The organism is Pseudarthrobacter sulfonivorans, assembly GCF_014712225.1.
GTDB lineage: Bacteria > Actinomycetota > Actinomycetes > Actinomycetales > Micrococcaceae > Arthrobacter > Arthrobacter sulfonivorans.
Map to the genome: position 1 here is coordinate 102,968 of NZ_JACXBW010000011.1, position 23,417 is coordinate 126,384.

The following is a 23,417-nucleotide window of genomic DNA, read 5'->3' on the forward strand; positions in this document are numbered from 1 at the left end:
CGTGGCTACCCAAGTGGTACGGACAGCGGCGGAACTGCGGGGGGCCAGCGCCCGCCTCCTGGCCGCGAAGGAGGGCAGATCCCAAGGCCTGGTGCCAACCATGGGCGCCCTCCACGAAGGACACGCCCGGCTGGCGCGGACCGCCGTCGAAGAAAACGACGTGGTGGTGGCCTCCATCTTTGTGAATCCGCTGCAGTTCGGCGATGCGGTGGACCTTGACCGGTACCCGCGCACACTCGAAGCCGACGTTGCCCTGCTGGAGGCACAAGGCGTGGACCTGGTGTTTGCGCCATCGGTGGACGAGGTTTATCCGGGCGGGGAGCCGCTGGTGCGCGTAACGGCCGGTTCCCTGGGGGAGAAATGGGAAGGGGCGTCACGGCCCGGGCATTTCGACGGCGCCCTCACCGTCGTTGCCAAGCTGCTGCACTACGGCATTCCCGGTGCGGGCCTCCCGTCCGCAGGTGCCTTCGTTTCCGGCGGCAGCGCAGGATTGCCCGCCTACCGTGCCTACTTCGGGCAGAAGGACGCGCAGCAGTTGGCGCTGGTGCGGCGGATGGTCGCAGACCTGAACTTCCCTGTGGACATCGTTGCGGTGCCCACGGTGCGTTCCGCAGAGGGCCTTGCCCTGTCCAGCCGCAATCGTTTCCTGTCCGACCAGGAGCGGGAGGCGGCCCTGGTGCTTTCCCGCGCCCTGGCGCTGCTTGAGGAGCGGGCCAAAGCCCGCGAGCCGCTGGACCTCGACTCGGCCCAGGCCATGGTGGCATCCCAGCCGCTGGTGGAACTTGACTACTTCGACGTGGTGGACCCGCGGACCCTCGAACCGCTCGCCGAAAACTGCCGGAAAGTCCCGTTCCGAGGCGAAGGCCTGGCTCTCATCGCGGCCAAGGTGGGGCCGGTCCGGCTGATCGACAATGCGCCGTTGAGTTCCTGATATCGGCTGACGCCGTGAGCAGACTTTTGCGCAGGGCGGACGCGCGCCGCACTACAGGGCTGATTCACCCGTGGCGTCTCGGTTGACCATCAACTGCTGGAGGAGTGCACGCTCAGGCCTGCCAGGGTTTTGCGCCACGCAGCGGCGAAGCCTGGCCCTCGCCAGTTCCTCGCCCGGCTCCGTTCCGCTGAGCACTTCATCGATGATTTCCTGCGCCTGCCACCGAAGGGACTCGCGGGCGAATTGCCGCACCTCGGCCGATGCCGCCGTGGTTTCGATCCACGGGTCCGGGTCGTTGCATGGGATAAACTCGAACGTTCGCTCTGCTGACATTGGGGCCTCCTTGCACCAGGCCGACGGGCCTTGGAAGGGTTCCCGTCGGCGTCAACGCACTTGTGTCTGGAAAAACATTACATGGAGTAAGACCGGTCTGTCTGCACCTAGGAGTAAAGTAAATATCACGATGATTTCCGATGGAGAAGCCGCACTACAGCCGGCGGAAAGTTTTGCGTCGGCCGCGATTCGTCCCGCCGATTCCCGGGAGCGAATCCTCGCCGTGGGCTACGAACTCTTCTCCCGACGCGGAGTGCGGGATGTCGGGGTCAACGAACTGATCGAGCGCTCCGGCGTGGCCAAGGCAACGTTCTACCGGCACTTCCCGTCCAAGGACGCATTGGTTTTGGCGTTCCTGGAGCTACGGGACCAGCTCTGGACTGTGGACGCCATCGTTGGCCAGGCCAAGCTTCGTGCCACCAAGCCTACGGAACAGCTGCTGGCCATTTTCGACGTCTTTGGCGAATGGTTCCTCCGGGACGACTTTGAAGCCTGCTCCTTCATCAACATCCTGCTGGAAATGGGTCCGGCGCATCCATTGGGCCGGGCCAGCATCGACTACCTGTCCAGGATCCGGGGCCACGTGCAAACCCTCGCGGAGCAGGCCGGTCTGGACCGCCCGGAGGATTTCGCCCGGTCCTGGCACATCCTCATGAAGGGGTCCATCGTCTCGGCCTCCGAGGGGGACATGCAGGCTGCGAAACGCGCCCAGCAGATGGCCGGTTGGCTGATCGAGCACCACACCAGCAAATAGTCAGCTTGCTTATCACCTGGTGCTTTCCTAGGCTGGATGCTGTCAGACACACAACTCTCGAAGCGGTCACCCGGCGCTGGATTGCGCCCGGTCCGCCTCGCTGAAGGAGGAAAAATGTCAGAACACAACATCGCAGGCAAGAAGGTAGCTTTCCTGCTGACGGACGGCGTGGAGCAGATTGAGCTCACCAGCCCGTGGCAGGCAGTCAAGGACGCCGGCGGCGAACCCACCCTGGTAGCTCCCAGCAGCGGACGGCTGCAGGGGTACAACGGGACGGACAAAGGCGACACATTCAACGTTGACCTCACCTTGGCGGAGGCCAACGCTTCCGACTTCGACGCCCTGGTGCTCCCCGGCGGCGTGGTCAACGCCGACCATCTCCGCGTGGACAAGGCCGCCCAGAGCTTCGCGCGCAGCTTCTTTGAGCAGCACAAACCGGTTGCTTCCATCTGCCATGGACCGTGGCTGCTGATCGATGCCGGTGTGATTCGCGGCCGCAACGTCACCTCCTACCACACGCTCCAGACGGACCTGAAGAATGCTGGTGCCAACTGGAGTGATGAGGAAGTGGTGGTGGACCAGGGCCTGGTGACCAGCCGTCACCCGGGTGACCTGGACGCCTTCAACGGCAAGCTCGTGGAGGAAATCTCGGAAGGCCAGCACGCCGGCCAGACCGCCTGAGGAGCCTGAGGAATCTGCCTGGTTCCCCCGCGGTTAACAGTAATGAGCGGGGGAACCACCCGTCTTGACGAATCATGAAGAGGGATCGGCATGACCAGGCAGGTTGAATCGGTTGAGGACGACGCCGGCGCAGTGGTGTACTACCACCGGCACGCGAATGGCGGGGGCTTTGTGGGCCGCGGGGCTGTTGTGGCTGACTCGGCCCGCCTGGGGCCCATGACGTACGTTGAGCCGCACGCGCGGATCGGAGCATGCGCCCGGGTGGGGCACGGCAGCTGGATCGACCAGCAGGTGCAGGTGGGGGTACGGACCATTATCGGCGACGCCGTCCGCGTGGGCCACGGAACAATTATCGGTAACCGCGTGCACATCGGTAGCCATTCACGTATCGGCGCCGGTGCCGTCATTGGACATGGCGCCCGGCTGGCGGCTGACAGCAGGGTGCCCGACGGCGGTCGCGTTGCCGCCCAGCCGCAGCGCCGGTCTGACGTGGTGGCGGATAAGCGCCCGAGCGTGCGCAAGCGGCAGAAGAAGCTGGCCGCCTGAGGCGGCCAGCTTCTCTCAGCGACGGCTCCCGTTGAGGTGGCTCGCCGGCCCGGTCCGGGCCGGGGCTGGGCTAAAGCATGCTGGCGCCGATGTCCCGGCCGATCTGCCTGAGCAGCGCCGCGGACAGTTCGGGGTCCTTGGAAGAGTCCAGGTCCGTATACTCGGCGAGCGTGTAAACGCTGGTGAGTGCCAGGTCGGACCAGCGCTCGCGCGGGAGCAGCGAGCGTCCGGCGACGGCGATGATCGACCGGGCTCCGGATCGGCGGGCGACGGCGGCCGGCAGCTTTCCCGCCAGTGTTTGTTCGTCGATGCTTCCCTCGCCGGTGATCACCACGTCGCAGCCGTCCTTGCGGCTGTTGAAGTCCAGCAGGTCCAGGAAGAAGTCTGCGCCCGAGACCTGTTGGGCCCCGAGCAGCAGGCAGGCGAAGCCGATTCCGCCCGCGCTGCCTGCGCCCTCATGCCGCGCCAGCGTCGCGGCATCGGGAAATCCGGCGCCTGGAAACCCAGCCTCGGTCAGCCGGGAGACAAAATGCGTGAGGCTCTCCTCGAGTGCCGCGATCTCAGCGGGTCCGGCGCCTTTTTGGGGGCCAAAAACGGCCGGTGCGCCCTGGGGTCCAAGGAGCGGGTTGTGCACGTCGCTGGCGATGATCAGCTCGGTGCCGGCCAAGTCAGGGAATGCTGCCCGGTGTACGGAGTGGATCCGGCCCAGTGACCTGCCGGCACCGTTCAGCTGCCGTCCGTCGGCATCCCGGAAGGTGAACCCGAGGGCGGTGAGCATCCCCATGCCGCCGTCGGTGCTGGCACTGCCGCCGAGCGCCAGCACTATGGTGGCCGGGTTGAGGCTCAAGGCGAACAGGACGGCTTCGCCGAAGCCGCGGCTGGAGGCTGCCATGGCTTCGAGCCGTCCGCCCGGCAGTAGCCCCAGGCCGCAGGTGTTGGCCACCTCCACAACTGCCGTGACGCCGTCGAACGCTATGCCCGCCTGGACCGGCTGACCCGTGGGTCCTGCCACGGTGTAGCTCCGCCGGGTGAAGCCGGAGGCGACGGCGGCGTCCACACTGCCGTCACCTCCGTCTGCGAGTGGAAGGAGCTCGCAGTGGACCGTCCCGGCGCCGGTTGCTGACCGGAGTCCCGCGGCCAGGGCGTCCGCCACCTCGCCGGCGGTGAGGCTGCCTTTGAACTTATCGGGTGCGATGAGGGTCCGGACGTTTTTCGGGGCGGTGGTGTTGTTCATGTCAGACAGATTCCGAATAGGCCGGGCGGCGGTTATTGGTTGTGGAAGGCTCGACGGCGGCAGGTGCCGCCGGTGCCGGACCTTCTGTCACCGCGTGCTTGGGTGCGTGGTGGCCGTATTCGGCCAGGTCCTCATCGATGTCCGCGACGTCGTCCACATGGACCGGGTCCTCGGCGGGCATGGGCTCCACGTGTTCTCCGGCGAAGACGCGGCGGGCGCGGTCTGCGTCCAGGGTGCGGTCCCACCAAGCGATGAAGAGGGTGGCGACGGCGTTGCCGGTGAAGTTGACCAGGGCGCGGCATTCGGACATGAACTTGTCGATGCCGAAGATGAGCATGATGCCTGCGGCCGGGATGGTGCCGAGGGTGGTGAGGGTTGCGGTCAGGGCGATGAATCCGCCGCCGGCCACTCCGGCTGCGCCCTTGGAGGTGAGGAGCATGACGGCGATCAGGCCCAGCTGCTGGCCGATGCTCAGGTGGGTGTTGGTGGCCTGCGCGATGTAGAGGGCAGCGAGGGAGAGGTAGATCGCGGCGCCGTCGAGGTTGAAGCTGTAGCCGGTGGGGACCACCAGTCCTACGGTTTCCTTCTTGACGCCGGCGTGCTCGAGCTTGCGCATCAGGCCGGGCAGGGCGGGCTCCGCCGTGGAGGTGCCCAGGATGAGCATGTATTCCTCTTTGAGGTGGCGGATCATGGTGAAGATGTTCAGTTTCAGGAAGGCCATCACGGAACCGAGGACCACCACAACAAAGAGGATCGAGGTGACGTAGAACAGTGCGATCAGCCCGCCCATGCTGGTCAGGGAGGACACCCCGTATTTGCCGACCGCGAAGGCCATCGCGCCGAAGGCCCCCAGCGGCGCTGCCTTCATGATGAACCCCAGAATCTTGAACATCACGCCGGTGAGTCGCTGCACCCCGTCCAGGACCGGGGCGCCCACCTTGCCCATGGCGTTCAGGGCGATGCCGAAGACGACGGCGATAAAGATGATCTGAAGGATGTCGCCCTCGACGAAGGGCCCCACAACGCTGTTGGGGATGATGTGGGTGAGGAACTGCCACCACTCCTGGTGCTGGCCGGCGTCGATGAGCTTGGCTGCAGAATCGGAGGCCTTGATGGTGCTGGCGTCCACGTTCATGCCCTCGCCAAGGCGGAAGATATTGATGGCCACCAAGCCGAAGATCAGGGCGAAGATGGTGCCCACCTGGAAGTAGGTCAGGGCTTTCAGGCCCGTCATGCCGACTTTCTTCAGGTCGGCGACGCTGGCGATGCCGCCCACGATGGTCAGGAACACAATGGGCCCGATCAGCATCTTCATGGAGCTCACGAAGGTGGTGCCGATGGGTTCCATGGCGATGCCGGCGGTCGGTGCGAGCCAGCCGACCAGGATGCCGACAACAATGGCTGTCAGTACCCAGAAGTAAAGCTGCCGGTACCAACGTGTTTTAGGGGCTTTCGCTGCCGGCTGTGTCGTGGCTGGGGCAGCCCGGCCCGTGGTGGTGCTGTGATCCATGATTCCTACCTCGTTGTGGAATGGCGCTGGAGGGCGCGGAGGTCCCTTCCCAACACTCGCAAGCTCGTGCCGGGGCCATCGGGACGCCGCTGATAAGTAAGGGGGCGGAGCGTTCGACGGCGGCCGCGGGGCCGCCCGCGGAGGTCCCTTCCCAACACTTGCAAGCTCGTGTTGGGGTCCTCGGGACGCCGCTTGGCGTGGGACCTCCGCGAAAAAGACTTGCTACACCGCGGCGGGTGCGAGCGTGAGTGCCTTGATGATTGCCTCGGTAACGTCGTCCGTCCTGGCGTCGCCGCCGACGTCCCGGGTCAGGTGGCCGGAGCCGGTGGCTGCCTCGATGGCGGCCTCAACCTGGCGAGCCTCCTCGTGCAGGCCGAAATGGTCCAGCATCAGGGCGGCGCTGGCGATGGCGCCGATCGGGTTGCTGATGCCCTGGCCGGCGATGTCCGGAGCGGAGCCGTGGACCGGCTCAAACATGGACGGGAAGCGGCGCTCGGGGTTCAGGTTGGCGCTCGCCGCCAGGCCCAGGCTGCCGGCAAGTGCTGAGCCCAGGTCGGACAGGATGTCTGCGTTCAGGTTGGACGCGACCACCACCGACAGGTCCTCGGGCTTGAGGATGAACTTGGCGCTCATGGCATCCACCAGGACGCTTTCGGTCTGCACGTCCGGGTAATCCAGTGCCACGCGGTTGAAGACTTCGTCCCAGAGGACCATGCCGTACTGCTGGGCGTTGGACTTGGTGACCGACGAGACCTTCTTCACCGTGCGGGTCCGGGCAAGGTCGAAGGCGAAGCGCATGATGCGCTCGCAGCCCTTCTCGGTGAACAGCGCGGTCTGCAGCGCCACTTCGTTGCCGGGGCCGCGGCCGCTGAGGTTGCGACCGCCCAGGCCGGCGTACTCGCCTTCGCTGTTCTCGCGGACAACCACCCAGTCAAGCTCGGTGTTGTCTGCCTTCCGCAGCGGCGACTGGATGCCGGGCAGGAACTTCACGGGGCGGATGTTGGCCCACTGGTCGAAGTTCTGTGTAATGTTCAGGCGCAGGCCCCAGAGGCTGATGTGGTCCGGGACGTTTTCCCAGCCGACGGCGCCGAAGTAAATGGCGTCGAATTCCTTGAGCGCTTCCAGGCCCTTGGGGTCCATCATCTGGCCGGTCTTTTCGTAGTAGCCGCAGCCCCAGGGGAACTCGGTCCAGTCGAAAGCGAACTTGCCGTTGGAGTTCTCCGCAAGGGCCTCGAGAACGCGGCGGCCGGCGGAAACGACTTCCTTGCCCACGCCGTCTGCGGGGATGGATGCGATGCTGAATTTCTGGGTGGCGCTCATGTGCCTACCTCCTCGTTGAGTTTTTTACCAGCGGGCCTGTAATCCGGGTCACACTGTTCTTCCTCTTCAAGTAGACGGCCCGTGGGCAGGCAGCGTCCAAGACCAAGATCCGATCCGCTAGATAGGTTTTCCCTATCTAGCGGATCCATCCACCGCTCCAACACCGCCCCCCTCGCCTCACAAGTTCGGCCAGGGAACCCTGCCAGCGTGGGCCCTGGCCCTTATGAGCACTCAAAAGGGCCGTGTTGGAGCAACCGATGGGGAAGCTAGTCGACGTGCTCAGCCGCGACTTTCAGGAAGGCCTGCGCCGCGGGGGTCATGCCGTCCTTCCGACTCAGGATGGCCACATCGAGGTGGGACACCGGTTCGATCAGCAGCGTACGGAGCCCGGCTTTTTGTGCAGTGGGTGCCCAGGATGAGGGCATCACCGCGTGCCCGACGCCGGCCAGCACCAGGGGCAGGATGGAGGTCCGGTGTGCCACTTCGACAACGATCTCCACCTGGACGCCGTGCGCCAGGGCGTCGTCGACCAGCCACCGCATCAGGGATCCGCGCTGGCTGGCAATCAGGCGGTGACCGCCCAGGTCTTCGCGCTGGATGGCCGGCCCGGGGCGGAAGGTGTCCGTTTGCGGGTTAACGATCAGGATGAGTGGCTGGCGTTCGAGATCCAGGACGTTGACGCCCGGCACCCTGATGGGCGTGGAGGATCCGGCCAGCCCGATTTCCGTGCTTCCGCTGCGGACCGATTCGATGACTTCTTCCGGGGTGAACGCAGCGCTGACGTTGAGCCGTACGGACGGGTGGACCCGGGTAAAGCCAGCAATCATGGACGTCAGCGGTTCGATGCCGGGGGACGGCATGGTGATGATGTCGAGCTTTCCGCTGCGGACGCCCCGCAAGGCCTGAACAGCTGACTGTGCGGCGTCCAGGTCCCGCATGACCAAGCGGGCCGGCCCCACCAGTTCCTTGCCGGCCTCACTGAGCACAGCCCTGCGGCCGATGCGGTGAAAGAGCGGAACGCCCAGCTCCTTTTCCAGGCTGGCGATGGTCTGGGACAACGACGGCTGGGCGATCAGCAGGTGCTCCGCCGCCCGGTTGAATCCGTCATGGTCAACAACGGCCAGGAAATACTTCAGTTTCCGGGTGTCCACGCCAAACAGCCTACGCGCAGCAAAGAAAAACCCCGTGCGCAGGAATGGCTGCGGCGAGTACAGTGTTGGAATCTGCAGCGACGATGCTCGCGCGCCACTTCATTCTTACTCCCTGAGGGAACACCCATGTCTACAGAAGTCTCTTCGAACGCCTCCGGCCAGCCGGGCCCGCCCGGCAAATCCGGCCAAACCCGCCAGGCATCGGCGTCGAAGTCCTCCGCACCGGAGAAACTGTCCCGGGAGTCGGTGACCATCATCGCCACCCTGCTGGTGGCGACCTTCGTGGTGATCCTGAACGAGACCATCATGAACGTTGCCCTGCAGCGGCTGATGGTCGACCTCGGCGTGGACGCGCCTACTGTGCAGTGGCTCTCCACCGGCTTTATGCTCACCATGGCCGTAGTCATCCCCACCACTGGGTTCATCCTCCAAAGCCTCTCCACCCGTGCCGTCTTTATGCTGGCCATGGGTCTTTTCGCCGGCGGCACCGCGCTGGCAGCCGTCGCGCCGGGCTTTGAGATCCTCCTCCTGGCACGCATCATCCAGGCCGGCGGCACGGCCATCATGCTGCCGCTGCTGATGACCACCATCCTCACGCTGGTCCCGCTGGCCCGGCGCGGTGCCGTCATGGGGAACGTCAGCATCGCGATCTCCGTGGCACCGGCCATGGGGCCCACCGTCTCCGGGCTGATCCTGGAGCACTTCACATGGCGTTTCATGTTTGTCTTTGTCCTTCCGGTGGCACTGGCTGCCCTGGCCATCGGTGCGAAGTACCTGACGAACGTCGGTGAAACCGAGAAGACCAAGCTCGACTTCCTCTCGGTACTTCTGACTGTTCCCGCCTTCGGCGGCCTGGTGTACGGCCTGAGCCAGATCGGCGGCGGTCACGGCGGCCAGAGCGGTCCGAGCACGGCCGCCATTGCCGCGCTGGTTATCGGCGTAGCCAGCCTGGCTGTCTTTGTGCTCCGCCAGCTCAGGCTGCAGAAGGCGGATGCCCCGCTGCTGGATCTGCGCGCGTTCAACTTCCGCATGTTCACGGTGTCCGTGCTGCTGATGGTGGTGGCCATGATGGCGCTGTTCGGCGCAGTGATCCTGCTGCCGCTCTACCTGCAGGAAATCCGCGGCCTGGGGTCGCTGGAGACCGGCCTCGCGCTGCTGCCGGGCGGCCTGGCGATGGGCCTGCTGGGCCCGTTCATCGGGCGGCTGTTCGACAAAGTGGGCCCGTTGCCGCTCACCGTGACGGGCTCGGTCCTGATGGTGGTGACCCTGTGGCAGTTCTCCATGCTCGACGCCGACACTCCGGTGTGGTGGATCGTCACCCTTCACGTGGGGCTGAGCTTCGGCCTGGCGCTGCTGTTCACGCCCGCGTTCACCACCGGCCTGAACCCGTTGCCCCCGCACCTGTACTCCCACGGCTCGGCCATCATGAGCACCTCGCAGCAGGTTGCCGGTGCTGCCGGCACGGCACTGCTGGTATCCATCTTTGCGGTGGTGTCGGCGTCGTCCGGGCTGGTGGCGGGCATGAGTGCCGCCTTCCTGACGGCAACCGTCATAGCCCTTGCCGCCGTCGTGCTTTCCGCGATGATGCGCAAAACAGAAGGTGCCGCCCCGGGCCACGGCGGCCACTAACCCAACTAAGTAGCAGCACATGTCGTTTTGAGCGCTCAAAACGACACCTACTGCTACCTACCTGGGGTAAGCTCCCGCAGCCAGCCGGCCACCGAGTCTTCCCAAAGCCCCGGCCAGCTGTTCCACTCCTGGGTGTGCCGGCTGGCCGGAATCCTGACCAGACGCACGTGGTCAGGGAAGCGGGCGGTGAAGGCCTCGCTGACACGGATTGGCGTGCTGGCGTCGCCGCCGCCATGAAGGATGATCACGGGAACCGACGGCGCCACCTCGGTAAACGCCAGGGCTCCGAGGTCCAGCGGCTGATGCAATCCGGCGAACCGGTGCAGGGGACCGCCGAGGACGCGCGACGCTCCCCGTGCCAGAGCAGACGGCAGCCGTGCTGATGCCATGTTGGAAAGCAGTGTCTGGTGCCAGTCGAGGACCGGCGCGGTGAGTACCAGCCCTGTGATCAGATGCCGGTGTTTGGAGGTGTGCGCCGCGGCCAGCGCCATGCTTGCGCCCATCGACCAGCCCGACAGGATGACGGAAGTAGCTCCGTGCCGCGCCGCAAAGGCCAGGGCTGCTTCGACGTCCGTCAACTCGCTGACGCCAAGGTGGTGTTTGCCGTCTGCCGTCGGGGGAGCGTCACCGTCTCCGCGGAAGGAGATGAGCAGCTGGGTGAGCCCGTGGCGATGGAAGAACGGTGCCGTGCGAAGCCCTGTTGCCCGGCGTCCGCCGAGGCCATGGATGTGGATTACCCAGCACGTTTGGTCGGCGCCTGGAACGAGCCATGCTGGAGCGGGCCCTGGCAAGGTGACGTCCTCGAAAGGGAGGCCGGCCTCTTCGGGGTCCGGGTAGACGTACCCGGACCAGTACCCCGAAGTGTCCGGCGCAAGCCGGCCTGCGTAGATGGCCTCCAACCGGCGGGTGACTGTTCTCGCCTTCGCGTCGGTGGACAACACCTGACCGATCCGGGCGTGGCCACTTCGATTGCCCCAGTAGAGGCTAAAGACGCCGCGGGCCAGTGTGTCCCGGTTGGCGCGGAGGGTCACCGTGCCGGCACCGGAATCGACGATCCTGATGCGTTCACGACGCCGGCCCACCGGGGTGACCAGGGTTTTCGCGATGTGAAGGGTCACCCAGGCCGCCAGGGAGGCCACGGCGGCTGCGCCACCGATGATGACCAGCCGACGCGGGGTCACTTTTCGCCCAATAAGGGGACCGGAAGGGACATCGACTGACCCCGCGTTGCTTTGGGTGGGTCGGCTAACCGGCGAAGAAGTCGCTGAGTTCGGTGATGAGCTTGTCCGGCGCCTTGATGACGCCGTCGTGGCCGAAGCCCGGCAGGATGGTGTAGCTGGAACCGGACAGGACGTCGTGGATCTGGCCGCACGCCACGCCGAAGTAGGCCGGGCTCTTTTCGCCCACCACAATGAGGGTCTCCAAGGGCAGCTCCAGGAACGGCTCGGCCGGCATGTCCGCGGCGATGATTGCCTTGATTTCCCGGACGCCCGTGCGCATCATGTCCCGCATCTGCTTACCGAGGTGTGTGCCCGCCGTGAGCTTGTTGGCGATGGTGAGCATGGAGAGCGGCATCCGGGAGAAGGCGCCGCCGGTTTCCAGCCCCTTGGTGAGAACGGCCAGGGCGCGGTCGTCGTCGCCGGCGGCGGTGGCGCGCTCATATTCCGGTGTCCAGTCGGCCGTGACGCTGTGGTTCACGGACACGGCAGGGTCATAAACGGCCAAGCGCTCCACGGGAAGGGTCCGGGCAGCGTGCAGGGCCAGCGCGCCGCCGAAGCTGTGGCCAAACACGTCGGTGCTGGAGGTGTGTTTCATGACGGCGTCCAGGTCCCGGATGTCCGCATCCAGGGTGTAGTCCAGAGCCTGCGGCGAGGAGGAACCCCGGCCGCGGCGGTTGAAGGTGTGCACCGGCCGGCCGAGGGCGGCGCTGAGTTTCTGGGCAAACCTGGTGTAGTCGGCTGCAGTCACCATGGAAGCCGGAACCACAACCACGCCTGAGCCGGCGGACGCCAGTTCCGCACCCGTGGTGAAGAGCTCCAGGGTGCCGCCGTCGGGGGTCTTGATGTTCTCGCGCGTCATGATCCGAGCCTAGCGGAGCAACCTGCGTAATGCCTTAGCCCTTGAAGTACTCGGCGAGGTCGGTGACCAGTTCCTTCACCGCGGCCGGGATGGAACCGTGGTAGCCCTTGGGGGACAGCTCGAAGGTGCTGCCGGGGACTGCTGCGTGAAGGCGGCGGGCCGTGACCTTGTAGTAGCGCGGGCTCTTGCCGCCCGCCATGAAATGTGTGTTGGCGGGCAGCACGGCAAAGTCCCGGGCATGCTCCGCCTCGTCGTAGGCGGCGCGCAGTTCACCCACGCCCGTGGGCATCAACTCCCGCGCCATTTTGTTGACCTTGGTGCGGGACACCAATGCCATGAGCCCGGCCAGGACGGGCTCAGGAATCTTGGACAAGGCCGTGGCCGGCTGCATTCCCTTTTTCAGGTGGGCCATGGCATGCCCCACTTTGCCGGCGTTGACGGCAGCTTCAAAGTCGTCCAGCCACGACGTATCGATGCTGCCTTCGATGTTCACCGCGGCGTCGTAAACCGCCAGCTTGTCCGGCTCGTGCGGCGTTCCCGCGAACTCCTGCACTGCGTTTAGGGCCACCGCCCCGCCGAGGCTGTGGCCCAGCAGGTTGCGGGCGCCGGTGGCTTCCATGATGGTGCGGACGTCCGCGATTTCCGTGGCCATGGAGTAACCGGCCGGCTGTTCCGTGGACTTGCCGCGTCCACGCCGGTCGTAGACGTCAACGGCCCAGGCCTCGCCCAGGCCGCTGGCCAGTGCCACGGAGAACGGCCGGTAAATGAGCGCGGTCAGGAAGGCCCCGCCGATCACCACCACCCGGCGCTCTCCCGGCGCATCCTCGGTGCCGTAACTGTACAAAGCCAGCGTGCCGCCGTCGTGCGTGGGGACTTCCTGCTCTTTCACGGTTCCCATCCTAGGCGGGCGGCGCTGAGCCCGGCTGGGTCCCCGGCGGGTCCCGGCCGGCTACCGGCCGGCTACCGGCGCCGGCCCAGCTTCCGGATCTGGCCGTCGCTGGCATTGATGAACCGGGCAATCCGCACGGCCAGGCCCTTGCCGGGCCTTATGGGCCCCTCGTGCAGCTGTCCGGGGACCACGCGGAACTCGATGGACGGCACAGCGGACGCCAGTTGCCGGCCGGTCTCCGCGAAGTACGCCGGGCTCCAGCCGCCGCTGAGCATCAGGATGGGGGTGGTGAGGGCAGTGAAGTCGTCCAGATCGGCGTCGGCGTCGAGCACGGCGCGCATTTCCTTCACGGCTGTGGGCAGCAACTGGCGCATCTCCGTCCCGAGGTTTGTCCTGGCTGAGAGGATGCTCAGCATCCGCAGCGCGCCCAGCGGCAGGTAGGACAGCGGCCCGGCGGTACCCAGGCCCTGGACCAGGTGTGCCCACGCATGGTTCAACTGGCCTGCGGTGACGGCGTCCTCAAGCTCGGGCCGCCACCGGTGGGCGAGGTTTCCGGACAGCGATACCGCCGCGTCATAGGTCACCAGCCGGCCGATCGGCAGGGTCCGGGCAGCCTGCAGTGCCACGAAACCGCCGTAGCTGTGCGCCACAACATCGGTAGAACCCGTCTTGTCCATGACCGCAGCGAGGTCGCTGACTTCGGTTTCTGCCGAGTAATCGTCCGGCTGCGGTGAGGAGCCCGCCCGGCCGCGCCGGTTGTAGCAGTGCACCGGGCGGCCCAGCAGGAGGCTGAGTTTCCGCGCAAAAGGGCGGTAGAGGGCGTCGGTGACCAGAGTGCCGTGGACGAGTACGACGCCGGGAGGTCCCGCCGTCGTCGGCTCCTGTTCCGCAGGGGTGAGGAACGAATGCGCCTCCAGGCGCCCGCCATCCGCCGTTTCTAGTTTCCAGGACTCCACAGCCCGAGTCTATGCCCGGGCTTGCGCCGGAACCCGGCCGGCTGAACTCCCGGTAAACTTGGGGATTGTGACTTCCCAAAACACCCCCACCCCCAAAAACGCCCCAGAGCCCCTCGATGCCAGCGAGCAGATGCGCATCCGCATGGAGAAGCGCAGCAAGCTGATCGAGCGCGGCACCGAGGCATACCCGGTGGGTGTTGAGCGCACACACTCCCTGACCGAGATCCGCGAAAAGTACGCGCACCTCGAAGCGGACGACACCACCGGCGACGTTGTGGGTGTCACCGGCCGCGTTGTGTTTGTGCGCAACACCGGCAAGCTCTGCTTCGCCACCCTGCAGGAGGGCGGTGTTGACGGCAAGGGCACCCGGCTGCAGGCCATGCTGAGCCTTGCCAATGTGGGGGAGGAAGCGCTCGCGGACTGGAAGGCCCTGGTGGATCTGGGCGACCACGTGTTCATCAAGGGTGAGGTGATTTCCTCCCGCCGCGGCGAACTGTCCGTGATGGCGGAGTCCTGGTCCATGGCCTCCAAGGCCCTGCGGCCGCTGCCTGTGCTGCACGCGGAGCTGAACGAGGAAACGCGCGTCCGGCAGCGTTACGTGGACCTGATGGTGCGCGACGAAGCCCGTGAAATGGTCTACACCCGCGCGTCAATCACCCGTTCAATCCGCGAAAGCCTCCACCGCCACAACTACGTGGAGGTGGAAACCCCCATCCTGCAGCTCGTCCACGGCGGCGCCCTCGCACGCCCGTTTGAGACGCACATGAACGCGTTCGACCAGAAGATGACCCTGCGCATCGCCACCGAGCTGTACCTCAAGCGTGCGGTGGTGGGCGGGATCGACCGTGTCTACGACATGGGCCGCGTCTTCCGGAACGAGGGCGTGGACTCCACCCACAGCCCGGAGTTCACCACGCTCGAGTGCTACGAAGCCTGGGCGGACCAGTTCGTCATGGCTGACCGCATCAAGGAAATCATCCTCGACGCCGCCGACGCAGTGGGTGCCGGGCGCACCCTCCAGACCGAAGCCGGCGAGATCAACCTGGACGGCGACTGGGCCTGGGTGTCGGTCTACCCGGGACTTTCCGACGCCGTTGGCCAGGAAGTCACTCCGGACACTCCGCTTGAGGTACTGCGCGAGATCGCCGCGAAGCACGAGGTTAAGGCGGACCCGAAATGGGACGCCGAGAAACTGGCCGTGGAACTTTTCGGCGAAATCGTGGAACCCACGCTCCTGAACCCCACCTTTGTTTACGATTACCCGCCGTCCGCCCAGCCGCTGGCCCGGCCGCACCGCGAAGACGGCCGGCTGATCGAGGCCTGGGACCTCATCATCGGCGGCATGGAACGCGGCACGGCCTTCTCCGAACTCATTGACCCCGTTATCCAGCGTGAGCGGCTGACCGAGCAGTCACGGCACGCGGCGGCAGGTGATGACGAGGCCATGCAGCTCGATGAGGACTTCCTCCGGGCCCTCGAATATGGTGCCCCGCCCATGGGCGGAATCGGGCTGGGAATCGACCGCCTGGTCATGCTTTTCACCGGGGCAGGGATCCGTGAAACCATCCTGTTCCCGCTCCTGAAGCCCGAAGGGCACTGATTATGGAATATGTAGCTGTACTGCTGCCCTCAATAGTGGTGGGCCTGATCTTCTGGTTCGCCATGAAATCGATCTTTAATGCCGATAAATCCGAGCGGCAGGCGGAAGCGCGTGCCCAGGCCGAGGCCGATGCGCGCACCGTTAAGCCATCGGACGGACCGGATACCGCTCCGGATAAATAGGCCCGCAGTACTTTCTGTGATTATCCACAGTGGTCATTTGTCACTTTGACGTAGTGCCATAATGAGGTTCATACTTTTTGTAGAAACATCCTGCTTTTCTGCACATCCGAACCTCAAAGAGGAAGTCTTTAAATGGCACAGAAAGTAAACATCATCCTCGTAGATGATCTGGATGGGGGATCCGCGGACGAGAATGTCCGGTTTGGCCTTGACGGGGCCAGCTACGAAATCGATCTGTCGGCCGCGAATGCAGCCGAACTCCGCTCGAGCCTGGAGCGCTTTGTCGCTGCCGCCCGTAAAACGTCGTCCGGGCGCGGTTCCCGCGCCAAGGCTGCCGTGACGGGTCGCGGCAATGATTCCGCACAGATCCGTCAGTGGGCGCGTGATAACGGCTACACGGTCAACAGCCGCGGTAGAATTCAGGCTGAAATCCAGGACGCCTACCAAAAGGCCAATTCCTAGGGGACCGCGTCCCTTTGAATGCCAAGAACCCTGCTTCGCCTCTCGGCGGGACAGGGTTCTTTGCTGCCAAAAGGAATAACCGGGCTTGCGCTCTTGGCCGCAATTGCCGATGCTGCGGCTAAAGGGCCGTCAAAGCATGGTCCACGCATTGCAGAGGCCACCGGGGCGGCCAGGGACAGCGAGGTGCGGTAAATGTTTCCAACGCGTCCACGCGTGTTCGAAGAATTTTCTGCCGGCTGCGGCATGTTGCGCTGTAGCAGCGCTGCCAAGCCTGCTATCAGGGGGATATTCACGCCTGCGGTAATGACCAGCCTGGATGTGTAAGAGGCAAGGGCAATCGACACGGGCGGCGCGCTGGCAAGCCCGGTCACCCACGCGTAAAGTGGCGCCCCCGCCAGTGCCCGGAAGGCGCCGACGAACCTCAGCGCAAAAACCGGGTTCCCGAGTGCCGTGTTGTGCGGGACATGGCACTAACAAAAGTCGCAAATCCGTGCCGCGCAATCCGGGCGTCACGGAACAGGCGTATTACAGTCCTCCGATGCCAGCCAGTGCGGCGGTGGCGGCAGTCATCAGCATGGCAATGCGAGGCATGGTTCCGATCCTTTGCCCGGTCCGTCCCCCGCGGCAAGTGCTTGAAATCCGGTCAGGCACCCCGGCATCCTCACGTCAATTCCCCGCCAAAGTCGGGTATGCGAGTCCTTTCAGCTTCAGCAGCGCTTTCAAGAGACGGTACGCCCTGAGCCCCCAGGAATACCGGCGGCGACAGCCGTCTGCGGCGATTCAGGACACCTGAGAAACATCACGGTTTCCCCTGTGGCGAACACGCTCCACAAGACGGGATCTGGCACGTAGCATCAAAGTACGTTGTAGCTAGGAGTGTGGCGAAATGTTTGAGCGATTTACGGACCGTGCCCGTCGCGTCGTTGTGCTTGCCCAAGAAGAGGCACGCATGCTGAACCATAACTATATTGGTACCGAACACATCCTCTTGGGGCTGATCCATGAGGGTGAAGGCGTTGCCGCCAAGGCTCTTGAGTCCTTGAGCATTTCGCTCGACGGCGTCCGCGAGCAAGTGCAGGAGATCATCGGCCAGGGCCAGCAGGCCCCGTCCGGCCACATTCCCTTCACGCCCCGCGCCAAGAAGGTGCTGGAGCTCTCCCTGCGCGAAGCGCTGCAGCTGGGCCACAACTACATCGGCACGGAGCACATCCTGCTGGGCCTTATCCGTGAGGGTGAAGGCGTTGCCGCCCAGGTGCTCGTCAAGCTCGGTGCTGACCTCAACCGGGTCCGCCAGCAGGTCATTCAGCTGCTCTCCGGCTACCAGGGCAAGGAAACCACCGGCGCAGGCGTCGGGGCCGGCCAGCCCGAAGGCACCCCCGCCGGTTCGGTAGTACTGGACCAGTTCGGCCGCAACCTGACCCAGGCTGCGCGCGAGAACAAGCTGGATCCTGTGATCGGCCGCGAGTCCGAAATGGAACGCGTCATGCAGGTTCTTTCGCGCCGCACCAAGAACAACCCCGTCCTGATCGGTGAGCCCGGCGTCGGCAAGACCGCCGTCGTCGAAGGCCTCGCCCAGGCGATTGTCCGCGGCGACGTCCCGGAGACCATCAAGGACAAGCAGCTCTACACCCTGGACCTCGGGTCCCTGGTTGCAGGCTCCCGGTACCGCGGTGACTTCGAAGAGCGCCTGAAGAAGGTCCTCAAGGAAATCCGCACCCGCGGGGACATCATCCTCTTCATCGACGAGATCCACACCCTGGTGGGTGCCGGCGCTGCTGAGGGTGCCATTGACGCCGCCTCCATCCTCAAGCCGATGCTGGCCCGTGGTGAACTTCAGACCATCGGTGCCACCACGCTGGATGAGTACCGTAAGCACATCGAGAAGGACGCCGCGCTGGAGCGCCGCTTCCAGCCGATCCAGGTCAAGGAGCCCTCCGTCGCGCACGCGATCGAGATCCTCAAGGGCCTTCGTGACCGTTACGAGGCGCACCACCGTGTCACCATCACCGACGGCGCCCTTGCCTCGGCAGCCAGCCTCGCCGAGCGCTACATCTCGGACCGCTTCCTGCCGGACAAGGCCATTGACCTGATCGATGAAGCCGGTGCCCGCCTGCGCATCCGTCGGATGACCGCCCCGCCGGAGCTGAAGGCCATGGACGAGCGCATCGCCCAGCTGAAGCTGGAGAAGGAATCCGCCATCGATGCGCAGGACTTCGAAGGTGCCGCATCGCTCCGGGACAAGGAGCAGAAGCTCATCACCGAGCGGTCCGAGAAGGAACGCCACTGGAAGTCCGGCGGCATGGATGACATCTCCGAGGTGGATGAGGATCTCATCGCCGAGGTGCTGGCCAACTCCACGGGCATCCCGGTCTTCAAGCTGACCGAGGAAGAGTCCTCGCGCCTGCTGAAGATGGAAGACGAACTGCACAAGCGCGTGGTCGGCCAGGACGAGGCCATCAAGGCACTGTCCCAGGCAATCCGACGCACCCGTGCAGGCCTGAAGGACCCCAAGCGTCCCGGCGGCTCGTTCATCTTCGCCGGCCCCACCGGCGTCGGCAAGACCGAACTGGCCAAGGCCCTGGCCGAGTTCCTGTTCGGTGAAGAGGACGCCCTCATCACGCTGGACATGTCCGAGTACTCCGAGAAGCACACCGTTTCGCGGCTCTTCGGTGCCCCTCCGGGCTACGTCGGCTACGAGGAAGGTGGCCAGCTCACCGAGAAGGTCCGCCGTCGTCCGTTCTCCGTGGTCCTGTTCGACGAAGTTGAAAAGGCCCACGCGGACCTCTTCAACTCACTCCTGCAGATCCTCGAAGACGGCCGCCTGACCGACTCCCAGGGCCGCGTGGTGGACTTCAAGAACACCGTGATCATCATGACCACAAACCTGGGCACCCGGGACATCTCGAAGAGTGTTGCCACCGGCTTCCAGTCCGGCACCGACACCCAGACGGGCTACAACCGGATGCGTGCCCGCGTGACAGAGGAGCTCAAGCAGCACTTCCGCCCCGAGTTCCTCAACCGTGTGGATGACGTTGTGGTGTTCCCGCAGCTCACCCAGGACGAGATCATCGAGATCGTGGACATGTTCGTCGGCCGGCTGGAGAAGCGCCTCAAGGACAAGGACATGGGCATCGAGCTCACGCCCGCGGCCAAGGTGCTCCTGGCAACCCGCGGCTACGATCCAGCCATGGGTGCCCGGCCGCTGCGCCGCACCATCCAGCGCGAGATCGAGGACCAGCTCTCCGAGAAGATCCTGTTCGGCGAGATCCACGCCGGCGACATCGTCATGGTGGATGTGGACGGCGAAGGCGACGACGCCAAGTTCACCTTTGCCGGCAACGCCAAGCCGCGCATCCCGGAGATCCTCCCGAGCGTCTAACCAGCATCAGCGAAAGCCCCGCCAGCTCCACAAAAGGAGTCGGCGGGGCTTTCGCCGTTTAATGGCGCCGGTACGGGAGCGCCCCAGCCGAGAGCGCGCAGCCACGTCGCCGCTGGTGTCGCCGCTCCGCCTCGTAGGATTGACCTGTGACTGACTCCTTCGATATCCGTCCTGCCCGTACCAACGATGTGTCCGCTATCAAAAGACTGGTGGCGCCGCTGGCGGAACAACGGATCTTGATGGCCAAGGAGACGGTTGCCTATTACGAGAGCCTGCAGGAGTTCCGGATCGCCGAATCGGCCGATGGCGAGGTCATCGGCTGCGGTGCCCTGCACGTGATGTGGGAAGATCTGGCCGAGGTGCGCACCCTGGCTGCCTCCGACGCCTGGCGCGGCAAGGGGGTGGGTCACGTGCTGGTGGAAAGCTTGCTCGAGGAGGCGCGGGCGCTCGGCGTGGCCCGGGTCTTCTGCCTCACCTTCGAAGTTGACTTCTTCAAGCGCCACGGCTTTGAGGTCATGGCGGACCAGTCGGCGGTGGACCCGGCGGTCTACTCCGAGCTTCTCCGCTCCCATGACGAAGGCATCGCCGAATTCCTCGACCTGGCGCGGGTGAAGCCCAACACCCTCGGCAACACACGCATGATCAAGTTCCTCTAAAGTCCAGAGGCGCGGCACCTTTCCGGCTGCCGCCGCGATTTCCGCGCCGCGGCGCCGCGATGCACCTGCCGCGGTACGCCGTCGTCGTCCAGCGTCATGTCCGCCCAAAACCTTGGCGTTAGTCGAGTTGATGGATAAACTGATGGGGCCGCAGTTTGGGGCCTGCCGGTAAGGGACAGTCATTGGGGGCTGTCCCTTACCCATGCCCGGAAAGCCGCAGGCTACCCGAGTTCCATCCGCGGTAGTAGGGTCAAAGTGCAATCCTCTAGCACGAGCCCACACCCAGGAGTTCTGCCATGAAAAAGCTCATCAATGATCCACGCTCCGTAGTCGACGAGTCTGTAGAAGGCTTCGGCCTCGCCCACGCCGACCTCGTCACCGTCAGTGCCGATCCTAAGTACGTCACGCGCAAAGACGCGCCTGTGTCAGGAAAAGTCGGACTCCTTTCCGGGGGTGGCAGTGGCCATGAACCGCTGCACGCCGGTTATGTCGGGCGGGGAATGCTCGACGCCGCCGTGCCGGGGGCGGTGTTCACCTCACCCACGCCGGACCAGATCCTTCCGGCGACGCTCGCCGTTAACTCGGGTGCCGGCGTCGTCCATATCGTAAAGAACTACACCGGTGACGTTTTGAACTTCGAGACGGCCGCCGAACTGGCGCAGGCCGAGGGCGTGGAGGTCCGCACGGTCCTCGTCAACGACGACGTCGCCGTGGAGGATTCGCTGTATACCGCCGGACGCCGCGGAGTGGGTGGAACTGTCCTCGTGGAGAAGATCGCCGGCGCCGCGGCTGAACGAGGCGACAGCCTGGATGCCGTGGCCGCAATCGGCGACCACGTCAACAGCAATGTCCGCACCATGGGCGTCGCTCTGACGGCGTGCACCGTGCCACACGCCGGCTCGCCGAGCTTCGACCTGGCAGAGGACGAGATCGAGATCGGCATCGGAATCCACGGTGAACCCGGCCGGCACAAGATCCCGATGGAGAACGCGGACGGCATCACCGACCGGTTGTTGGAGCCTGTCCTCAGCGACCTTGGCATTGCCAGTGGTGAGAAGGTCCTGCTGTTTGTCAATGGAATGGGCGGTACCCCGCTGAGCGAGCTGTACATCGTCTACCGCCGCGCGGTTCAGGTGCTCGCGGAGCGGGGCGCCACTGTGGAGCGCTCACTGGTGGGAAACTACATCACCGCATTGGAAATGCAGGGCTGCTCCATCTCGGTACTGCGGCTCGATGACGAACTGACACAGCTGTGGGACGCCCCCGTGCACACGGCCGCGCTGCGGTGGGGCGTGTGACGATGCTGCTCGACGTTAAGTGGGCCGTGAGATGGCTGACGATGTGCGCCGAGGCGATGGCCGAAAACAGGGTGTGGCTCATTGAGCTGGACCGTCCGATAGGCGACTCGGACCACGGCGAGAATATGGACCGTGGATTCCAGGCCGTGCTTGAAAAACTCGCAGAGACGCCGCCGGAGACACCGGGCGCGGCCCTGAAGCTGACGGCCATGACCCTGATGTCCAAGGTGGGCGGCGCCGCCGGCCCGCTTTACGGTACAGCCTTCCTGCGGGCCGCCACTGCCTTCGGCGATGCCCTCGAAGTTGATCCCGCAGGGCTGGCTACTGCGTTGGTGGCCGCCCGCGACGGCATCGTGGCCAGGGGCAAAGCCGAGTCCGGTGACAAGACCATGGTGGACGCCTGGACCCCGGCCGCTGAGGCGGCCCAGGCAGCCGCCGCGGACGCAACGGGCAATGTCCTGGCCGTGCTGGTGGCCGCGGCCGAAGCCGCCGAAGCAGGCGCGGTGGCGACAGATCCGCTGGTGGCGCGCAAAGGCCGCGCCAGCTATCTGGGGGAGCGCAGTGCCGGCCACCGCGACCCGGGTGCCGCCTCCAGCGCCCTGATCCTCCGGGCCGCCGTCGGGGCCGCTGCATGACGGTACGCCTGGTGGTGGTTTCCCATAGTGAAAAGATCGCCGACGGCGCCGTGCAGCTCGCCGCGCAGATGGCGCCTGACGTTGTGATGATCGCCGCCGGGGGCACTTCGGACGGCAGGATTGGAACAAGCCTGGAGAAGGTCATGTCCGCGCTGGACCAGGCCGCCGGCGGCGACGGCGTCGTGGTGCTGACCGATCTTGGCTCTGCAGTGATGACGGCGGAATCGGCGCAGGAACTCGCGGAGGACCCCTCCGCGGTGCTCCTCGCGGACGCGCCCCTGGTGGAGGGCCTGGTGGCTGCCGCCGTAGCGGCCCAGGGCGGCGCCGACCTGATCGCCGTCAAGCGGGCCGCTGAGGCCGTTTACGGGTCGGGGGACTCCGGGGCGTCGCCGGTCAGCTCAGTCGCGGAAGGCTCGGTGACCGGGCCCGGGCCGGAATTCACCGGGGATTTTGAACTCATTAACCAGGCCGGCATGCATGCCCGCCCGGCAGCCAAAGTTGCCGGCGGGCTGTCATCCATGAACGCCGATGTCACCATCAACGGCGTGGATGGTGCCTCCATGACTGCGCTCATGACGCTTGCCGCCGGCAAGGGATCCTTGCTCCACGTCGAGGCCTGGGGACCGGACGCGGAGCGCGCACTGAATTACGTTGGCGGTTTGGTGCAGGCTGGATTCGGCGAGCCGTAGCCGTGGAGAGCCCGGCGCTCCGGGCCTCACACCGCAAGGCTGCAAGGCTGCATCGGCCGTGGGCACGCCGTTGAAGGGCCCGATCAAAGTTCCTTGAGGCGTCAGCGCAGCCGCAGCGGGTGCGTGCCCAGGGTCAGATATGTGCCGGCACCCATCAGGAGGAAGCCGCCGACGCCGACGACGACGAGTTGCGTGCTCACTCCCGTGATCAGCACGATCAACCCAATCAGGCACAGCACCAACCCGAGATAGGCCTTGGCCCTGAGCCTGACGGAACCCGACGAGAGTCTTTGCGCGAGCTGCGGGTCGTCCGCCGCGAGATCCGCCTCCAGCTCTTCCAGCTGTTTGCGCTCCCGATCTGATAGTGGCATCGGAACCCCCGTCTGGCGTCCTGTGAACACGAAATCTAACATTCTCTGTGTTAGTAAGGCTGACGGTAGGAGTGTTCCCTGAGGAAGTCAAGAGCAGGCCATGGCAGATGCCAAGGCCCGTGGAAACCCCGC

Annotated in this window: 23 protein-coding genes; 13 read left to right on the forward strand and 10 right to left on the reverse strand. The window is 65.2% G+C overall.

All coding sequences use genetic code 11. The features are described from left to right. Position 1 precedes the first annotated feature (1 nt). A complete protein-coding gene (locus tag IAQ70_RS15100) occupies positions 2-931 on the forward strand; it encodes a 4-phosphopantoate--beta-alanine ligase (RefSeq protein WP_190990134.1) in 930 nt (309 codons plus the stop codon). A gap of 51 nt (positions 932-982) precedes the next feature. On the opposite strand, the gene IAQ70_RS15105 is transcribed toward IAQ70_RS15100, so the two are convergent. Further along, positions 983-1,264 carry a hypothetical protein gene (locus tag IAQ70_RS15105; RefSeq protein WP_223860110.1) on the reverse strand — a complete coding sequence of 94 codons (282 nt, stop codon included), beginning with the start codon at positions 1,262-1,264 and terminating at the stop codon, positions 983-985. Positions 1,265-1,394: 130 nt separating this feature from the next. On the opposite strand from IAQ70_RS15105, the gene IAQ70_RS15110 reads away from it, so the two are divergent. The 3 genes from IAQ70_RS15110 (at position 1,395) to IAQ70_RS15120 (ending at position 3,245) form a co-directional block, all read left to right on the forward strand. Next, positions 1,395-2,018, forward strand: a complete 624-nt coding sequence (locus tag IAQ70_RS15110; protein ID WP_344000057.1) for a TetR/AcrR family transcriptional regulator — start codon at positions 1,395-1,397, stop codon at positions 2,016-2,018. A gap of 114 nt (positions 2,019-2,132) precedes the next feature. Continuing rightward, positions 2,133-2,699, forward strand: a complete 567-nt coding sequence (locus tag IAQ70_RS15115; RefSeq protein ID WP_190990136.1) for a type 1 glutamine amidotransferase domain-containing protein — start codon at positions 2,133-2,135, stop codon at positions 2,697-2,699. A gap of 90 nt (positions 2,700-2,789) precedes the next feature. Further along, complete coding sequence (locus IAQ70_RS15120; RefSeq protein WP_190990137.1) at positions 2,790-3,245, forward strand: transferase; 456 nt, start codon at positions 2,790-2,792, stop codon at positions 3,243-3,245. A 70-nt stretch (positions 3,246-3,315) separates the two neighbouring features. Here IAQ70_RS15120 and IAQ70_RS15125 read toward each other — a convergent pair whose 3' ends face one another. The 4 genes from IAQ70_RS15125 to IAQ70_RS15140 all read right to left on the reverse strand — a co-directional run bounded on the left by IAQ70_RS15125 (position 3,316) and on the right by IAQ70_RS15140 (position 8,460). Further along, complete coding sequence (locus IAQ70_RS15125; protein ID WP_190990138.1) at positions 3,316-4,479, reverse strand: glycerate kinase; 1,164 nt, start codon at positions 4,477-4,479, stop codon at positions 3,316-3,318. A 1-nt stretch (position 4,480) separates the two neighbouring features. Further along, positions 4,481-5,989, reverse strand: coding sequence for a C4-dicarboxylate transporter DctA (gene dctA / locus IAQ70_RS15130; RefSeq protein WP_190990139.1), 1,509 nt, complete (start codon positions 5,987-5,989; stop codon positions 4,481-4,483). Between the two features lie 222 nt (positions 5,990-6,211). Then, positions 6,212-7,309, reverse strand: a complete 1,098-nt coding sequence (locus IAQ70_RS15135; protein ID WP_190990140.1) for a tartrate dehydrogenase — start codon at positions 7,307-7,309, stop codon at positions 6,212-6,214. 266 nt (positions 7,310-7,575) lie between these two features. After that, the gene (locus IAQ70_RS15140) at positions 7,576-8,460 is read right to left on the reverse strand and encodes a LysR family transcriptional regulator (RefSeq protein WP_190990141.1); all 885 of its coding nucleotides are present in this window, start codon (positions 8,458-8,460) and stop codon (positions 7,576-7,578) included. Positions 8,461-8,586: 126 nt separating this feature from the next. Here IAQ70_RS15140 and IAQ70_RS15145 point away from each other — a divergent pair, with 126 nt between their 5' ends. After that, positions 8,587-10,089, forward strand: coding sequence for a DHA2 family efflux MFS transporter permease subunit (locus IAQ70_RS15145; protein ID WP_190990142.1), 1,503 nt, complete (start codon positions 8,587-8,589; stop codon positions 10,087-10,089). A gap of 53 nt (positions 10,090-10,142) precedes the next feature. Here the strand turns inward: IAQ70_RS15145 and IAQ70_RS15150 are convergent, their stop codons facing one another. The 4 genes from IAQ70_RS15150 to IAQ70_RS15165 all read right to left on the reverse strand — a co-directional run bounded on the left by IAQ70_RS15150 (position 10,143) and on the right by IAQ70_RS15165 (position 14,013). Beyond that, positions 10,143-11,270: an alpha/beta hydrolase family protein gene (locus IAQ70_RS15150; RefSeq protein WP_190990143.1), complete on the reverse strand. Its 1,128-nt coding sequence runs from the start codon at positions 11,268-11,270 to the stop codon at positions 10,143-10,145. A gap of 64 nt (positions 11,271-11,334) precedes the next feature. Continuing rightward, on the reverse strand, positions 11,335-12,168 hold the full coding sequence (locus tag IAQ70_RS15155; protein WP_190990144.1) for an alpha/beta fold hydrolase: 834 nt from the start codon (positions 12,166-12,168) through the stop codon (positions 11,335-11,337). A gap of 34 nt (positions 12,169-12,202) precedes the next feature. Next, positions 12,203-13,066: an alpha/beta fold hydrolase gene (locus tag IAQ70_RS15160; protein ID WP_223860111.1), complete on the reverse strand. Its 864-nt coding sequence runs from the start codon at positions 13,064-13,066 to the stop codon at positions 12,203-12,205. Between the two features lie 62 nt (positions 13,067-13,128). Continuing rightward, positions 13,129-14,013 (reverse strand): alpha/beta fold hydrolase, encoded by an 885-nt coding sequence (locus IAQ70_RS15165; protein WP_190990146.1) that lies wholly within the window; start codon positions 14,011-14,013, stop codon positions 13,129-13,131. A 67-nt stretch (positions 14,014-14,080) separates the two neighbouring features. On the opposite strand from IAQ70_RS15165, the gene lysS reads away from it, so the two are divergent. The 8 genes from lysS (at position 14,081) to dhaM (ending at position 22,914) form a co-directional block, all read left to right on the forward strand. Further along, a complete protein-coding gene (gene lysS, locus IAQ70_RS15170) occupies positions 14,081-15,613 on the forward strand; it encodes a lysine--tRNA ligase (RefSeq protein ID WP_190990147.1) in 1,533 nt (510 codons plus the stop codon). A 2-nt stretch (positions 15,614-15,615) separates the two neighbouring features. After that, complete coding sequence (locus IAQ70_RS15175; protein ID WP_190990148.1) at positions 15,616-15,795, forward strand: hypothetical protein; 180 nt, start codon at positions 15,616-15,618, stop codon at positions 15,793-15,795. Positions 15,796-15,927: 132 nt separating this feature from the next. After that, entirely contained in the window at positions 15,928-16,257 is a 330-nt protein-coding gene (locus IAQ70_RS15180) for a histone-like nucleoid-structuring protein Lsr2 (protein ID WP_190990149.1), read from the forward strand. A gap of 886 nt (positions 16,258-17,143) precedes the next feature. Then, positions 17,144-19,636 carry an ATP-dependent Clp protease ATP-binding subunit gene (locus IAQ70_RS15185; protein WP_190990150.1) on the forward strand — a complete coding sequence of 831 codons (2,493 nt, stop codon included), beginning with the start codon at positions 17,144-17,146 and terminating at the stop codon, positions 19,634-19,636. A 146-nt stretch (positions 19,637-19,782) separates the two neighbouring features. Then, complete coding sequence (locus IAQ70_RS15190) at positions 19,783-20,292, forward strand: amino-acid N-acetyltransferase (RefSeq protein ID WP_190990151.1); 510 nt, start codon at positions 19,783-19,785, stop codon at positions 20,290-20,292. Between the two features lie 296 nt (positions 20,293-20,588). Next, positions 20,589-21,590, forward strand: a complete 1,002-nt coding sequence (dhaK, locus tag IAQ70_RS15195) for a dihydroxyacetone kinase subunit DhaK (RefSeq protein WP_190990152.1) — start codon at positions 20,589-20,591, stop codon at positions 21,588-21,590. 2 nt (positions 21,591-21,592) lie between these two features. Next, a complete protein-coding gene (dhaL, locus tag IAQ70_RS15200) occupies positions 21,593-22,225 on the forward strand; it encodes a dihydroxyacetone kinase subunit DhaL (RefSeq protein ID WP_190990203.1) in 633 nt (210 codons plus the stop codon). Then, on the forward strand, positions 22,222-22,914 hold the full coding sequence (gene dhaM, locus IAQ70_RS15205) for a dihydroxyacetone kinase phosphoryl donor subunit DhaM (RefSeq protein ID WP_190990153.1): 693 nt from the start codon (positions 22,222-22,224) through the stop codon (positions 22,912-22,914). Before dhaL ends, dhaM begins: the two co-directional genes overlap by 4 nt. A gap of 101 nt (positions 22,915-23,015) precedes the next feature. Here the strand turns inward: dhaM and IAQ70_RS15210 are convergent, their stop codons facing one another. Next, complete coding sequence (locus IAQ70_RS15210; protein WP_190990154.1) at positions 23,016-23,285, reverse strand: DUF3040 domain-containing protein; 270 nt, start codon at positions 23,283-23,285, stop codon at positions 23,016-23,018. Positions 23,286-23,417 lie beyond the last annotated feature (132 nt).

What these genes read in the sequence shown, in the direction of transcription:
- IAQ70_RS15105 (WP_223860110.1), bottom strand. Translation starts at nt 1,264, where the DNA reads ATGTCAGCAGAGCGAACGTTCGAGTTTATCCCATGCAACGACCCGGAC.
- IAQ70_RS15110 (WP_344000057.1), top strand. Translation starts at nt 1,395, where the DNA reads ATGATTTCCGATGGAGAAGCCGCACTACAGCCGGCGGAAAGTTTTGCG.
- IAQ70_RS15115 (WP_190990136.1), top strand. Translation starts at nt 2,133, where the DNA reads ATGTCAGAACACAACATCGCAGGCAAGAAGGTAGCTTTCCTGCTGACG.
- IAQ70_RS15120 (WP_190990137.1), top strand. Translation starts at nt 2,790, where the DNA reads ATGACCAGGCAGGTTGAATCGGTTGAGGACGACGCCGGCGCAGTGGTG.
- IAQ70_RS15125 (WP_190990138.1), bottom strand. Translation starts at nt 4,479, where the DNA reads ATGAACAACACCACCGCCCCGAAAAACGTCCGGACCCTCATCGCACCC.
- dctA (WP_190990139.1), bottom strand. Translation starts at nt 5,989, where the DNA reads ATGGATCACAGCACCACCACGGGCCGGGCTGCCCCAGCCACGACACAG.
- IAQ70_RS15135 (WP_190990140.1), bottom strand. Translation starts at nt 7,309, where the DNA reads ATGAGCGCCACCCAGAAATTCAGCATCGCATCCATCCCCGCAGACGGC.
- IAQ70_RS15145 (WP_190990142.1), top strand. Translation starts at nt 8,587, where the DNA reads ATGTCTACAGAAGTCTCTTCGAACGCCTCCGGCCAGCCGGGCCCGCCC.
- IAQ70_RS15155 (WP_190990144.1), bottom strand. Translation starts at nt 12,168, where the DNA reads ATGACGCGCGAGAACATCAAGACCCCCGACGGCGGCACCCTGGAGCTC.
- IAQ70_RS15160 (WP_223860111.1), bottom strand. Translation starts at nt 13,066, where the DNA reads ATGGGAACCGTGAAAGAGCAGGAAGTCCCCACGCACGACGGCGGCACG.
- IAQ70_RS15175 (WP_190990148.1), top strand. Translation starts at nt 15,616, where the DNA reads ATGGAATATGTAGCTGTACTGCTGCCCTCAATAGTGGTGGGCCTGATC.
- IAQ70_RS15180 (WP_190990149.1), top strand. Translation starts at nt 15,928, where the DNA reads ATGGCACAGAAAGTAAACATCATCCTCGTAGATGATCTGGATGGGGGA.
- IAQ70_RS15185 (WP_190990150.1), top strand. Translation starts at nt 17,144, where the DNA reads ATGTTTGAGCGATTTACGGACCGTGCCCGTCGCGTCGTTGTGCTTGCC.
- dhaK (WP_190990152.1), top strand. Translation starts at nt 20,589, where the DNA reads ATGAAAAAGCTCATCAATGATCCACGCTCCGTAGTCGACGAGTCTGTA.
- dhaL (WP_190990203.1), top strand. Translation starts at nt 21,593, where the DNA reads ATGCTGCTCGACGTTAAGTGGGCCGTGAGATGGCTGACGATGTGCGCC.
- dhaM (WP_190990153.1), top strand. Translation starts at nt 22,222, where the DNA reads ATGACGGTACGCCTGGTGGTGGTTTCCCATAGTGAAAAGATCGCCGAC.
- IAQ70_RS15210 (WP_190990154.1), bottom strand. Translation starts at nt 23,285, where the DNA reads ATGCCACTATCAGATCGGGAGCGCAAACAGCTGGAAGAGCTGGAGGCG.